Origin of the sequence: Citrobacter sp. JGM124 (assembly GCF_018257795.1) — a bacterium.
Lineage (GTDB): Bacteria > Pseudomonadota > Gammaproteobacteria > Enterobacterales > Enterobacteriaceae > JGM124.
On sequence record NZ_JAERJD010000002.1, the window covers coordinates 97,225 to 111,483 of the forward strand.

Sequence of the window (14,259 nt, forward strand, 5' to 3'; positions counted from 1 at the left end):
AAGCATGAGCGGTGTAAAAATAGAGGCTTTGTACCGCAGTTTCACCGATAACGCGCCGGTACTCAATGGTATTACGTTGAACATTGCTTCCGGCGAGTTTGTTGCCCTACTCGGTCGTAGTGGTTCAGGAAAGTCGACACTTTTGCGTATCCTTGCAGGTCTGGATGAAGGCTATCATGCCAGCAAGCTGGAAATACCGGGCTCTGTGGCTGTGGCATTTCAGGAACCCAGACTTTACCCATGGCTTCGCGTCTGGCGTAACGTCGTACTTAACCTGAAAGCAAAAAATAAGCAGCAAATAGCCCGGGCGGCTCTGGAGGAAGTCGGGCTGGGGGACAAATCTGCAGTATGGCCATTAACGCTTTCTGGTGGTCAGGCACAAAGGGTATCGCTGGCCCGGGCGCTGGCCCGGGAACCTGAGCTACTACTACTGGACGAACCGTTCGGTGCGCTGGATGCCTTGACCCGTTCAAGTATGCATAAGCTGGTTCTGGATTTATGGCGCCGTCATCAGCCAGGTGTTTTGCTGGTTACTCATGATGTGGATGAGGCGCTGTTGCTGGCAGACAGGATCGTTGTGCTGGACGCGGGACGAATCACTGCCAATCTTGTGGTGCAGGTTCCCCGACCGCGGCGGATGATTGATCCGATTCTTGATGGGTTAAAAACTGATTTACTTGCACATCTTGGTGTTTATGCAGAAACAGCAGAAGGATAGCCTCAATGTGGGTTATAACACAGAGGGATGCGGTTAACTGGGCGGTTTTTTCCGCAGAGTTTCAGTACTTTCAGACTTATTACCCGAGTGCTATTTGTCACGCTGCTAAGTTCTGTACAAATACCCATCACTTCGTGCATCGCTACGTGAAATCTGAGATATGTTGGTGGTCCATAACCCTGCAGATTTCACGTAGCGCAAAGATGAATGACTCTGATATAACAAACCAGACGAATGAAATCCCCTGTTTTGCAATGACAACAACTATCCCAACCGTGACAATCGTGATTTGGCGTCATCAAGATGGCGGCGTAATGCCTCAAGGCATGGGGTAAAACTGGCAGACAATTGGCTGCTGTCACTGGCTAAAACGAAGAAGTCTTCAGCCAGTGACAGTGTTTCCCGCCAAGTTTCTGCGCTAATTGCTTCAATCAGTGTCACCGGACGAAGCGTGTTTACGATCTCGCCACCTGATTTAGGGGCAAATCCCATAGGCAAAATATCGTAGGCCGGCGCAAGATGGTAGGGACGTCCATGGCCGCTGATGAATGACAGATTACCGTGATGCATGTCAGTATTGCCAATCAACATTCCAAATGCCCAAAGCCGCGCTGTGCCAATAGCCGCATCCGGGTGAACATATTTCTGCTGAACGAGTTCATTAACCAGTACTGGCCAATGATCTCTGGCTCTACCGATAAACTCCGCATCCAGGGCACGTAAAGAAAAAAGACCTATACGCCCCAATGGACCCACGCGGTCAAACCGCGGGATCTCCAGGAAACGCTGCCCTTCAAAATCAAACACTTCCGTTTCTACGCCCAGCACTTGTAACGCCAGGTGTTCAGCTTGTAATAAATCCCGCCACCGTTCACTTACCGGGTTATCGTCCAGTGCCGTGAATTTCACGATTACGTGCCCACGGTCGGTATAAGTACAAAATTTGGGTTGCTCACCGCCAGCAGAGGAGCCCGGTATCTCACCGGAACTGACAGCCAGTGCCAAATTCGGATAGGTTGTTGCCCGATCTACGGGAGCCGGTAACGGCATCTCCAGAAATTGATTTCTTGCCTGTTCTCCTATTAACAGGTTCCCTATTGCATCATGCCCATGAGCAAGTAACGCTCTGATGACATCCGTATCACTCCAGTCTTCTGGATTAGAAGACAGCCCCAAACTCGCTGAATAGGTTGAGGCATAGGCACGCCCGAGGTAACCCTGTGGCCTCATGTCAAATAGCCACCATGGCAGCCCGTCACTGTGGAGACAAACATTGTCAGCCTGCTCCATGACAAATCCAGCAGGATGAACCGGCGTAAGTTTACCCAGCGTTTTTACTTGCCCCTCTTCATTTATTCGATAAATAGGGGCGGAACTGAATCCGCGAAATGCATCACGTAACGCATATTGAATAGATACCCCTGCCCCAATTCGTACAATACTGTCGCCCAGCGTTTTTAATGTCCGTGACATGGTAGGCTGACTAACGCCAATTATTTCAGCAAGTTGCAAGGCAGTCATTGGTGACTGTCGTAGTAACTGGCATATCATATCGGCTCGGTTTGTCATTATATTGAATCGCTTGTTGAATAGGTCAGTGAATAGCTTATTGAATAGATAATGTAGCAGCTATTTTGGATCCTGTCACCGCCATTGGATAGGGCTTTGCCTTCTTGACGGGCCTGTGACGTTTTAACCAGAATCGCGTAACGCATCTATGAGTAGAGCAAATGCGGGCGGATGTTGTTTTCTGCTAGGATAGTAGAGGTAATAGCCTGGAAACACCGAACTCCAGTCGCGTAATACCTCAATCAACGCCCCCGATTCCAGTTGTTGTTGAACCGCATCTTCTGGAATGAACGACAACCCAAATCCGGACTCGGCGGCATCAATACGCTCAGAGAGATGATTAAAAGTGAGCTGCCCATCAACCTTAACTTGCAGTGTCTTACCTTCTTTTTCAAATTCCCAATGGTATAAGCCACCCAATGTAGGAAGCCGCATATTGATACAACGATGGTGTTGAAGATCCTGTGGCGTATCAGGAATGCCATAACGGGAGAAGTAATCAGGTGAACCCACGACAACCAGCCGCAAATCTGCCCCGATGCGCACTGCGACCATATCTTTGTCAAGGCTTCCCCCAGACGAACTCCCGCATCAAAGCGGCCTTCAACAATATTCACAAAACCATTGTCGACGACCAGTTCAACATTAATTTCGGGGTATTCTCGCAGAAAAGGCTTGAGTTTAGGCCACACCAGACTCTTTGCCGCATGTTCCCCCGCTGAAATACGAATATTCCCTGCGGCGATACCATTAAGCTGAACCAGCTGTTCAAGCGCCTGCTCCAGTTCCATCAAACGGGGTTCCAGGCAAGCGATAATTCGTTCTCCTGCTTCAGTCGGTGCCACACTACGCGTGGTACGGGTGAGTAAACGGATATTGAGCCTGGACTCCAGGGATTTCATTGCATGACTCAACGCCGACTGGGAAACACCCAGTTTAGCGGCAGCTCGGGTAAAGCTCCGCTCCTGTGCCACAGCCAGAAATAGCTGCAGTTCATGAAAGTTTTCTTTCAGCACACTTTACCCTCAGAATATTGAATTGATCATTGAATCATGAAATTGGCTCATAAACACAATCATTTTACCCCTATAACTCTTCTGAATCTCAGTTGGTACACTTTACTCCAGACAAGTTTTGCCGGTAACGGGATCGGCACCGCATACAGACACTGTCATAAGCAATGATGGCCACACAGTTTGGAGGATTGTATATGCAACACAGGCTCGACGAGAAACAACAAGCAGTCATTCCTATTGCAGCGTATGCCGCCATTGGAAAGATAGAGCCATTACATAATGCCCTGCATAAGGGGCTGGATGCGGGGATAACCATAAATGAACTCAAGGAAATATTAACTCATCTTTATGCCTATTGTGGATTTCCCAGAAGTTTGAATGCGATTTCTGCCCTGATGGCCGTGCTGGAAAACAGACACAGGAAAGGCGTTACTGATGAAACAGGCCGGAATGCATCCCCAGTGCCATAAAACTGGAATAGTCTGGCAGGCGGTACAGAGAATCAGACTCGGCTTGTTGGGAAACCGGTCACTGGGGCACTGTTTGAGTTTGCGCCAGCCATTGACCAATTTCTTAAGGCTCATCTTTTTGGTGACCTTTTCCAACGTGATGTACTGAATTGGTCTACCCGGGAACTGGCAACAATATCGGCCCTTGCGGTGATGCCCGGCGTCAGCAGCCAACTCAGTAGCCATTATGCCATCAGCCGAAATAGCGGGCTGACCACCAAACAGCTCCACCATTTTATCGACATACTGGAAACAGAATGTGGGGATATTTCAGTAACGGATGCCAGGAACACACTGACACAATTTTTGGATAATGAAAATAAAACATCAAATTAATGAGGCTATTATGAACGATAAATTTGACGGAAACGGTATTTTTCCCAAAGGGCCTAAAAACGAAGCTTATGCACAATACTTTCAGGGTACAAGTTACCTGAATATGCTATCGACTGAAGGGGTGACAATAGGTAATGTCGTATTTGAACCTGGTTGCCGTAATAACTGGCATATTCACCATAAAGGGGGGCAAATATTATTGGTGACCGGTGGCCAGGGCTGGTATCAGGAATGGAATAAACCCGCCCGTCCGTTGGTCGCGGGTGATGTTGTTAATATTCTTCCGGGAATGAAACACTGGCATGGTGCGGCAAAAGATAGCTGGTTTGCCCATATCGCTGTCGAAGTTCCTGCTGAGGGAGCATCGAATGAATGGCTTGAGCCGGTAGATGACGAACACTATAACTCACTATAAGTCATGCTATTGCTAAACGTGGTCAATAAACGGCGAGCGGCCCGGCGATAGCTTAAAAAAAACCATCTCCACTGGAGATGGTTAAAATAAAGATATCTATTTCTGTCAGGCGTTCAGCGATGCAATATCAATCACGAACCGATATTTGACATCACTCTTCAGCATCCGTTGCCAGGCGGTATTGATGTCCTGAATATTGATCAGTTCAATATCGGAGGTGATATTATGCCTGGCACAAAAATCTATCATTTCCTGCGTTTCTGCAATCCCACCAATAACTGACCCGGCCACAGATTTTCGCCCCAGAATCAGCGGCGTACTGTTCAGCATAGGATTCAGATCACCCAGATAGCCAACGAGGACTAAAGTTCCACTCAGAGCCAGCGTCGGAATATAAGGGTTAAGGTCATGGACATAAGGAACGGTATCAATAATTAAATCAAACTGGTTATGTGCATCCTGCATCTGCCCGGCATCAGTGGAAAGAACAACATGCGCTGCGCCTAAACGGCGGGCATCTGCCTCTTTATTCGGTGAGCGAGTGAAAAGCGTCACCTCGGCACCCAGGGCTTTTGCCAGTTTAATGGCCATATGCCCCAGCCCGCCTAACCCGACAACAGCCACTTTGCTATTCGGGCCAACGTTCCAGTGGCGAAGTGGTGACCAGGTCGTGATACCGGCACAAAGCAATGGTGCTGCACCTTTTAAATCCAGAGTATCAGGAACGTTGACAGCAAATTTCTCCGTCACCACAATTTTGTCAGAATAACCACCATAGGTAGGCATATTGTCATGTCTGTCGGTATCATTGTAAGTTAAGGTATTCCCTTCCTCACAATATTGCTCCAGCCCTTGCTCGCATGGTTTACAGTGCTGACAAGAGTCCACCATACAACCCACGCCGGCATAGTCACCCACGCGAAATTTCGTGACCGCCTTCCCTACTTCAATAACACGCCCAATGATTTCATGTCCTGGAACCATCGGATATTTAGCACCTCCCCAGTCATTAAAAGCACTATGGAGATCTGAATGGCAAACACCGCTATACAAAATCTCTATAACGACATCATTATCGCGAGGGTCACGGCGAATAAAATTATGTGGAACCAAATCTTCTTTTGCTGCAAAAGCGGCATAACCCTTCACATTTAAGGTCATAAGTAAATCTCCGAATGGGGGTAACATAGCGTGGAATTCACGCTCAAGATAAATAACGCCAGATGGCAACAGAGTGCATGATTAGGCCTGTTCATAAACGCTACAATGGCTTTCATATGCTGTCATCTTGTTGTACTGGCTCAGATAACACCTGCCCGCTTTCTGATCACCCATCAAGCATAACGGTTAGAAAAGATCAGGTTAAGCCCGTCACGGAACTTGCCCTTATGAGCTTTACTCATGAATCAAACCGCACGGGGTTTGAAAGAAAAAAGGACATGTTGATACATCCCCTGAACCCGGGAAGGTACCCTGCTCAGACCATAGATCGCAGACTCTTTTAAGAGTCGTGCCATAAACCGCTGCTATTGACCACCATCATGCCCTCAACTGTGAACAATAGTGCTGAGAAAAACATCATTTTTTGTTACCGGCCAATGCTTATAACTTATTTAAGACACTCTTCCATATTTAATGACGTGTTATAAATAACGTCTTATTTTATTTCCACCCTACCTGATAAATAAAATTGCCACTCGACATCAGTACCTCAGCACACATTCACACCATAATAATCTTATCGCATATCTTATTCTTATTTTGTGTTTTTCTGCCATCTAAAAAAAAGACTGAACTGTTTATATCACACAACGTACATAGCACTTATTTTCTTTATTAATAGCGAAACACCAATCAAGGTAAGTATTCATGAGTGATAAAAAATTATCGGACAATGAGAGACTAAAGTCAGAAAGTCATCTATTACGAGGAACAATCAAAGAAGATTTAACTAATGACTTAACTGGCGGGTTTCTTGGTGATAACTTTCAGCTGATTCGATTTCACGGGATGTACCAGCAGGACGACCGAGATATACGAGCAGAACGAACAGGGCAAATGCTCGAACCCTTGCACACTGTTATGCTCCGGGTGCGGTTGCCAGGAGGAATTATAACGCCTGAACAATGGATTGGTATTGATAAGTTTGCGTCAGAACATACACAGTACGGCAGCATCAGAATAACCAACCGCCAGGCATTACAACTGCATGGTGTACTGAAAAAAAATATCAAACCAGTACATAAATTATTGCACCATCTGGGGCTGGATTCACGAGCAACTGCCGGGGATGTGAATCGCAATGTATTATGTACGTCTAATCCTGTTGAATCTGCGCTCCATCAGCAAGCCTACGACTGGGCGAAAAAAATTTCTGAACACCTTTTACCACGAACAAATGCCTATGCTGAGGTCTGGCTGGATGGTGAAAAAATAAAACACCCAGAGGAAGAAACCATCTTAGGTAATAGTTATCTGCCCAGAAAATTTAAAACTGCGGTGGTGATCCCGCCTCAGAACGACGTGGATCTGCATGCCAATGACCTCAATTTTATCGCGGTGGGTAAAGAGGGAAAACTACAGGGATTTAATGTTCTGGTAGGCGGCGGACTGGCAATGACGCAGGGGGATAAAACAACGTACCCTCGTCTTGCCAGTGAACTGGGATTTATTCCATTAGAAGCAACGTTATCTGTTGCAGCCGCAGTTGTATCAACACAGAGAGATTGGGGAAACAGGACTAACCGACGTAATGCTAAAACAAAGTATACCCTCGACAGAGTAGGTGTCGAAGTATTCAAATCAGAGGTTGAACAGAGGGCTGGTCTGGTATTCCAGCCTGTCGAACCTTATCAATTCACCCACAGAGGGGATCGTATCGGTTGGGTCAGTGGCACAGATAACAAATATCACTTGACGCTTTTTATCCCAAGTGGGCGCTTAATTGATAAACCAGGTAAACCATTAAAAACAGGACTGGCTGTTATTGCAAAAATACATCAAGGAGACTTCAGGCTGACGCCCAACCAAAATATTATTATTGCTGGTGTATCTGAGGAACATAAACAGCAGATTGATACCCTGGCTCGTCAGTATGGGTTGATTGATGACAGTGTTTCTTCCCAACGTAAACACGCTATGGCCTGTGTGTCTTATCCTACCTGCCCGTTAGCCATGGCTGAAGCGGAACGTGTCTTGCCGAATATTATTGACCGCCTGGAAGAGATTTTTTTACGCAACGATATCCCTACGGAATCGGTAATTTTTCGTGTAACAGGATGCCCTAACGGATGTGGCCGGGCTATGCTCGCTGAAATTGGGCTGGTGGGGCGCGCACAAGGTCGTTACGACCTCTATCTCGGTGGTAATAGAGAGGGAACCCGAATCCCCAGAATTTATCAGGAAAATCAAAAACTGGAGGATATCATTCTCATTCTGGATTCATTACTGACCAAATGGGCAAAATATCGTGAAAAAAACGAAGCCTTTGGTGACTACGCCATTCGTAGCAAGATCGTTCAGCCAGTATTGAATTCCACGGTAGACTTCTACCTGTAACCAAAATCTGAGAATCGGTGCAGTGCCTGCCCAGGAACTGTCTTTTCTTTTAAACAAACATGAAAATATCGCTATATGGCATAATGCCTCGTTACTTATGACGATATACAGAATGGGTGCTAAAAATGGATGAGACAGACCTTCGGATTCTGAAAGAATTACAACGAGATGGTCGAATCGCGAATAATATTCTGGCGGATAAAGTCGGGCTCTCTCCCTCCCCTTGCTTGAGGCGAGTTAAATCGCTCGAAGAAGCCGGTATGATTAGCCGGTATGTTGCCATACTTAATCCCAGGACGCTTGGTCTGGATATGACAGTCTTTGTCAGGGTCTGGCTGACTCGTCAGGATGAGGAAACAGTCGAACACTTTTGCCGAGAAATCAAACAACTACCTGAAGTTGTAGAGTGTCATTTAATGGCTGGTGACTGTGATTTTTTGCTGCGTGTCGTCACATCTGATTTAAGTACCTACAGAAAATTCCAGACTGATCACCTGGCACGCATTCGTGGCGTCCAAAGCCTGAAAACCGATCTCCCGATGCAAACCATTAAACAAACGTCTGAACTTCCTCTTAAATAATTATCGGCGGGAGAATTCAACCCGCCGATAATCACCAGGAACGATATAAAATAATACATCCGGCTCCGCGAAGGAGGATGCGGTATCATTTTTTACAGGATATTTTCTTAAAATAAATAACGTAATATGGCCGTGGTAACGACACTGATGATCACCACCGGAAACAATGAAAAACGTATTGCTGCCAACAATGAAATCAACAAGGCCATAATATCAGCCAGTTCTGCTGTCACAAAGTGTGGTGCAATTACGGTGATCAGGACACAGCCGGGCGCTATCTCCATGACAGCTGATAAACGAGGGCTTAATACTCTGTCACGGAGTAACAAATACCCGGTGATACGTGTTAACCAGGTTGTTATAGCCATAAAAAGAATGGTCATCAGGGTAAGGCTCATACAGGTTTCCTGTGCAGAAATAGAATAGTGACGATACCGCTGAAAGCACCTACCGGCACATAAGCTGCACCAGGAACAAAATGCCAGGTGACACCGGCGGAAATGAGACTAACCAGCCAAGGTAATGCTGCATATACCCCTTTCCACATTCCCTTTAGCAACACAAAAAAAACGGCAGGAAACGCCATATCAAATCCAAAGCGGGTAATATCCCCCAACAGCGGCCCAATTAAAGCCCCTGCCACGGTTGAGCCTACCCATATAATCCACATCGAACTGGCAAGTCCCAGATAAAATGCCAGGCTAAGGTACTCCGCCTCACCCGAAACCTGACGCCGACGAGCATCGGCGATACTGATTGCCCAGCTTTCATCACACATTAAAAACAGGGCTGGCAAGGCTTTACGCCGAGGAAGGTGCCGGATATAGGGCGTAAGCGATGCGCCCATAACCAGATGCCGACTATTCACCAGTATACTGACCAATACGATAGTCAGCATTTGAGGTGTGGAACTCCATAAAGCAATTGCTGCAAATTCAGAACCCCCGCCAAAATTGAGGCCTGTCATCAACGCCAGTGCTTCAACGGACAAACCTTTTTGTACAGCCTGGGTACCTAATAGTAGGCCAAAGGGGATCAAACCGAACAACACGGGCAAAGACGCAATAGCGCCGCGTCTGATTTCTGTTCTGCATTGTGGCAAATAATTGTGCATTTTTTTTCGCATAACTGACCTATTTAAGATCAGTTATTTTAAGTGACCTTTACTGGCATAGGGTTGCGATGCGGTATCATTTTCAAGATTTTTTGGCACCCTATTGCTGTGATTGTTATTTTATAAGTTAACTATTGCGTAGTGATTTATCATGGTGAAATAGTGAGGCTTTCTGTGGTATTCAGCATCAAAGAAATGCCCTGCACAGTTGAGACCACCATGCCCCAGACCTGAGCCAGTATCACTCACAAAGAGATGTACAGTTCAGCATAGATGTAGGTAATTATTTTAAATAATGGCATTACAGTTTATTTCACAAGGCTAGAAAATATATCATTAATATAAAATATATTGCCACTCTGTACATTTTAGTTATCACAGCGAGAATACATAATAATTATTTTTTATAATGCATCATATATTAATGGCATGGACATCCAGCCATAACAGACTTGTTGAGTTCATAATCGGGGCTATACTGTATCCTATTATACACGTGAGTGGATTTAATTATGGGAACTAAATAAGAATAACTTTAGTATCCATCAATACAATTTATCTTATAGGATATAAGGAACACTTATGACTGTGAAAACGATTCGTGATGTCACTTTTGAACTATTACGTGAACTGCAATTAACCACTTTATTTGGTAATCCTGGTTCAACTGAAGAAACTTTTTTAAAAAATTTCCCTAAAGATTTCCGTTATATACAAACACTGCATGAGTCATCGGCTGTAGGCGCAGCAGACGGCTATGCTCAGGCGACCAGAAAACCTGCCATTGTTAATGTCCACACTTCCGCTGGCATTAGTAACTCAATGAGCAATATTATGACAGCCGCTCAAAATAAAACGCCTTTGATTATTACCGCAGGAAATCAAACACGTGAAATGCTTCTTATGGAGCCGTGGCTAACAAATGTATCACCTGCTGAACTCCCTAAGCCCTGGATAAAATGGAGCTATGAACCTGTCAGAGCAGAAGATGTCCCTGCTGCATTTATGCGTGCTTATGCAATGGCAGTGCAACCCCCTGCAGGCCCTGTATTCTTATCCATCCCTTTAGATGACTGGGATAAGCCCGCTTCAGAGAGTGCCGTCGTGCGTAGTGTGGCCTCGCAAATTGGGCCAGACCCTGTTCGTATATCTGACTTTGCAGAAAAGCTATCAAAAGCTAAAAAGCCGGCGCTGATATATGGCCCGGGTATTGCCAAAGGAGAAGGCTGGAATATTGGCATTCAATTAGCCGAAAAATTAAATTGCCATGTATTCTGCGCCCCGGCATCAGAGGTTCCCTCCTTTCCTGAAGAGCACCCGCTCTACGCGGGGGGGCTACCTTTTGCTATCGGGCCATTATCAGAAAAACTCGCGGGGTATGATGTTGCTATTGTCATTGGCGCCCCTGTATTCCGGTATTATCCTTATGTCGCGGGCGAGTATATTCCAGAAGGTTTACAACTACTCCATATCACAGATGATCCGGGTGAAGCGGGAAGAGCACCTGTTGGCGATAGCCTATTATCCAGCCCAGTACTGGCATTAAAAGCATTAGTTGGGCTTGTAACAGAGAGAAATGCCTCGGTATCTGAACCCCCGCGCCTAAAACATAGAATGTCTCCTCACCCTGCTGCATCTACGACGGAAGAAAAAGGTGGACTCCTTTCTCCGTTAGCTCTTTTTCAGGGACTTCGTCAATTTACACCGGATAACACTGTACTTATTGAAGAGTCACCTTCTAATTTGGGTGAACTGCATACCGCATGGCCGATTAATCAACCTGATTCTTTTTATACGTTCGCGAGTGGAAGCTTAGGCTGGAATTTGCCTGCAAGCATAGGTATAGCTCTGGCGGAGAGAGACAGTGGCCGAAATCGTCCTGTTCTGGTCATCATCGGGGATGGGTCGTTACAATACTCTATTCAAGGGTTATGGACGGCCGCTCAGCTTAAATTGCCTGTACTATTTGTTGTGCCGCGCAACGGTGAATACGCCATTCTGAAGTCTTTCGCTGAACTGGAGAATGCGCCAGGCGTTCCGGGGCTTGATTTGCCAGATCTGGATATTGTTTCTTTGGCAAAAGGTTATGGTTGTATTGGCGTCAGGGCTGAGACGCTGGATGAAATAAACGAAATATGTAAAGAAGCTTTTTCGCGCTCAGTCCCTACCGTCATTGAAGTGCCTGTTGTTCCAACAACACCACCTTTATTATAATTAAACAAAACCAAGGGCGTAGATTATTTACTACGCCCTACCCTCTAAAATAAGAGGTCACTTAATGTTAGATACAATCATCACCGCATTATTACCTATCGTTGTAACATTGTTACTCGGATATTTTGCTGGCTCCCGCCATGAATTTAATAAAGACCAGGCGACGGTATTAAACAGAATGGTCATGCTGTACGCATTACCTTTGTTATTATTTTCAGGGATACTCAGCACACCGCTAACTGACATTGTCAAGAATGCTGATGTTTTCTTATGGGTATTCATTGGAATGATCGGTGGATTTGCTGCTGTCTTTCTTATCTCATTTATTCTTTTCAAATCAAGTTCCCGGCTGGCTGCACTGCGTGCTATTGCCATCGCAGGCCCTGCTGTACCTTTTGTTGGCACACCTGTTCTGGGGGTATTGTTTCCTGCCGAGGCTGATATTGCTATTGCTGTCGGTAGTCTGTTAATGAATTTGATTCAGGTCCCTTTAGCATTGATATTTTTAGCCGGTAGCAATAATGATTCACAGAAAAGCAACGGAAATGTTTTTTCAATATTTATTAACAGTATAAAGAACTCACTGATACAGCCTGTTGTTTGGGCCCCTATCCTTGCCTTTATTTTATTATTGATTGGTTTGGATATGCCAAAATTTTTAAAAGGTTCTTTTATTTTATTAGGTCAAGCTACCGGAGGCGTTGCTTTGTTTGCCGTCGGTGCTGTACTTTACGCACAGAAAATAAGTGTTTCTGTCCCTGTGATAATCAATGTGTTAAGTAAAAATATTGTATTACCTTTAGTTATCCTTGCCATGATGATTGCATTATCAATACCCCATGTAGAACGCAGTTTAGTTTCCGTTACGTTAGCGATTCCAACGGCATCAATAGCTGTCATTTTTGCTGTGGAATATAAGACAGGAGAACAAGAAATGGCATCAACCTTGTTTTGGAGTACTATTCTTTCAGTGATCACAATGGGAGGTTTTATCTGGCTTACCAGTAGTTAGCCAGTATTATAATGCTGACTGAAGAGTATTCATTTAAATATATGGCAAGGTGATTAATTCTCTTCATGAATATTGAGCCTGTAGCTGGGTCTGACAGTTACTAAAACATTACTGGTTTCTGTCAGATTATTTTTGGCTTTTACTCTCCTGGCAAGAGATATACTCACCGGAGAGTATATATTATAAAGAGGAGACTTTATTATCAGGGATAGAGTTATTGTCTTATATGACAGGCCGTAAGTAATGAGTCACTCAATCAGCCGGTTGATATGAATGGTCAAAAACATCATTTCATCCATGGTCAGGGGATCACCATAGTTTTTACTCACATAACCGCTTATTTTACGAGCGCATAACCATGCATCAGGCATTGCCTCTTTGATACCCTCATAAAGCTGCTTATCTTCATGCTCGATATTTTTTCGGTGTAACATGCGGATAGAAAAAAATTTTAAATGCGTGATCAATCTTTGATAGTTAATACTGTTCTCGTCATGATTTATTTTTAACTCTATTTTAATGATTGTTAAAATATCTTTGATGATGGTGGCACTTTGCAGGGTACCATGCATATCATTAGTCTGAGCATTGGCTATATGTAGTGCAATAAATCCTGCTTCATCTTCAGGTAACTGCACACCAAATTTTTCATTGATCAATTGCAATGCTTCCTGAGCAATACAGAACTCCGCACTATAAAACTTCTTTATATCCCACAATAACATGTTTTTTATTTGCTGATCTTTTTTATAACGTTGTACCGCAAAATTGATATGATCACTCAATGCAAAAATCAAGGTTTCCTGTACAGTAATAAATAAGCGCGCTTGTGCTAATTGCAAAATATGTTGTGTTATAAGCAGGCAGTCTATAGGTATTGTATTCACTAGCTCATTGATAACATCACTAACTCCCCCACTCTTTTTCAAAAACTGGCTTTCAATGATACGAGCGTCGACATCATCCCCTTCTTTTTTTCCAAAACCGATCCCACGACCAATTGCAACAATTTCACGATGTTGATCATCTAAGGCAATAACAGCATTATTACTTAATATTTTTTTTACTGTAATCACTACTACCTCTTTCAACAATACGTTCCGTATCCCATGCCACTGGTATCGCCATAGAGTACGTTTATTACACTAATCAAATCACCCGTGATGATGCGATCAGATACAGAGATAATTAGCAAAAAAAGCATCACTAACATCTAT

13 protein-coding genes and 1 pseudogene are annotated in these 14,259 nt (G+C 44.6%); 8 read left to right on the plus strand and 6 right to left on the minus strand.

The features are described 5' to 3' along the window. The first annotated feature begins 4 nt into the window (after positions 1–4). Positions 5–718 carry an ABC transporter ATP-binding protein gene (locus JK154_RS03005; RefSeq protein ID WP_211991033.1) on the plus strand — a complete coding sequence of 238 codons (714 nt, stop codon included), beginning with the start codon at positions 5–7 and terminating at the stop codon, positions 716–718. Between the two features lie 264 nt (positions 719–982). Here JK154_RS03005 and yjjJ read toward each other — a convergent pair whose 3' ends face one another. Together yjjJ and JK154_RS03015 are read right to left on the minus strand one after the other, a co-directional pair. Next, the gene (gene yjjJ / locus JK154_RS03010) at positions 983–2,287 is read right to left on the minus strand and encodes a type II toxin-antitoxin system HipA family toxin YjjJ (protein WP_211991034.1); all 1,305 of its coding nucleotides are present in this window, start codon (positions 2,285–2,287) and stop codon (positions 983–985) included. Between the two features lie 123 nt (positions 2,288–2,410). After that, a pseudogene (locus tag JK154_RS03015) lies at positions 2,411–3,303 on the minus strand (LysR family transcriptional regulator). Between the two features lie 194 nt (positions 3,304–3,497). Here JK154_RS03015 and JK154_RS17830 point away from each other — a divergent pair. The 3 genes from JK154_RS17830 (at position 3,498) to JK154_RS03025 (ending at position 4,563) form a co-directional block, all read left to right on the plus strand. After that, positions 3,498–3,773, plus strand: coding sequence for a carboxymuconolactone decarboxylase family protein (locus JK154_RS17830; RefSeq protein WP_349291088.1), 276 nt, complete (start codon positions 3,498–3,500; stop codon positions 3,771–3,773). A 144-nt stretch (positions 3,774–3,917) separates the two neighbouring features. Beyond that, positions 3,918–4,148, plus strand: coding sequence for a carboxymuconolactone decarboxylase family protein (locus JK154_RS17835; protein WP_349291093.1), 231 nt, complete (start codon positions 3,918–3,920; stop codon positions 4,146–4,148). 10 nt (positions 4,149–4,158) lie between these two features. Further along, entirely contained in the window at positions 4,159–4,563 is a 405-nt protein-coding gene (locus JK154_RS03025) for a cupin domain-containing protein (protein WP_211991035.1), read from the plus strand. 105 nt (positions 4,564–4,668) lie between these two features. On the opposite strand, the gene JK154_RS03030 is transcribed toward JK154_RS03025, so the two are convergent. Then, entirely contained in the window at positions 4,669–5,724 is a 1,056-nt protein-coding gene (locus JK154_RS03030; RefSeq protein WP_211991036.1) for an NAD(P)-dependent alcohol dehydrogenase, read from the minus strand. Positions 5,725–6,432: 708 nt separating this feature from the next. Here JK154_RS03030 and cysI point away from each other — a divergent pair. After that, positions 6,433–8,121, plus strand: coding sequence for an assimilatory sulfite reductase (NADPH) hemoprotein subunit (cysI, locus tag JK154_RS03035; RefSeq protein WP_211991037.1), 1,689 nt, complete (start codon positions 6,433–6,435; stop codon positions 8,119–8,121). 125 nt (positions 8,122–8,246) lie between these two features. Then, on the plus strand, positions 8,247–8,702 hold the full coding sequence (locus tag JK154_RS03040; RefSeq protein ID WP_211991038.1) for an Lrp/AsnC family transcriptional regulator: 456 nt from the start codon (positions 8,247–8,249) through the stop codon (positions 8,700–8,702). A gap of 107 nt (positions 8,703–8,809) precedes the next feature. Here JK154_RS03040 and JK154_RS03045 read toward each other — a convergent pair whose 3' ends face one another. Beyond that, complete coding sequence (locus JK154_RS03045) at positions 8,810–9,100, minus strand: AzlD family protein (protein ID WP_211991039.1); 291 nt, start codon at positions 9,098–9,100, stop codon at positions 8,810–8,812. Further along, positions 9,097–9,816, minus strand: a complete 720-nt coding sequence (locus JK154_RS03050) for an AzlC family ABC transporter permease (RefSeq protein WP_249215752.1) — start codon at positions 9,814–9,816, stop codon at positions 9,097–9,099. The genes JK154_RS03045 and JK154_RS03050 overlap by 4 nt, the downstream gene beginning before the upstream one ends. A gap of 582 nt (positions 9,817–10,398) precedes the next feature. Between JK154_RS03050 and mdlC the strand changes: the two genes are divergently transcribed. Then, on the plus strand, positions 10,399–12,030 hold the full coding sequence (mdlC, locus tag JK154_RS03055) for a benzoylformate decarboxylase (protein WP_211991041.1): 1,632 nt from the start codon (positions 10,399–10,401) through the stop codon (positions 12,028–12,030). 64 nt (positions 12,031–12,094) lie between these two features. Continuing rightward, positions 12,095–13,042 (plus strand): AEC family transporter, encoded by a 948-nt coding sequence (locus JK154_RS03060; RefSeq protein WP_211991042.1) that lies wholly within the window; start codon positions 12,095–12,097, stop codon positions 13,040–13,042. A gap of 248 nt (positions 13,043–13,290) precedes the next feature. Here JK154_RS03060 and JK154_RS03065 read toward each other — a convergent pair whose 3' ends face one another. Beyond that, positions 13,291–14,115, minus strand: coding sequence for a BglG family transcription antiterminator LicT (locus tag JK154_RS03065; RefSeq protein ID WP_211991343.1), 825 nt, complete (start codon positions 14,113–14,115; stop codon positions 13,291–13,293). Between the last annotated feature and the right edge of the window lie 144 nt (positions 14,116–14,259).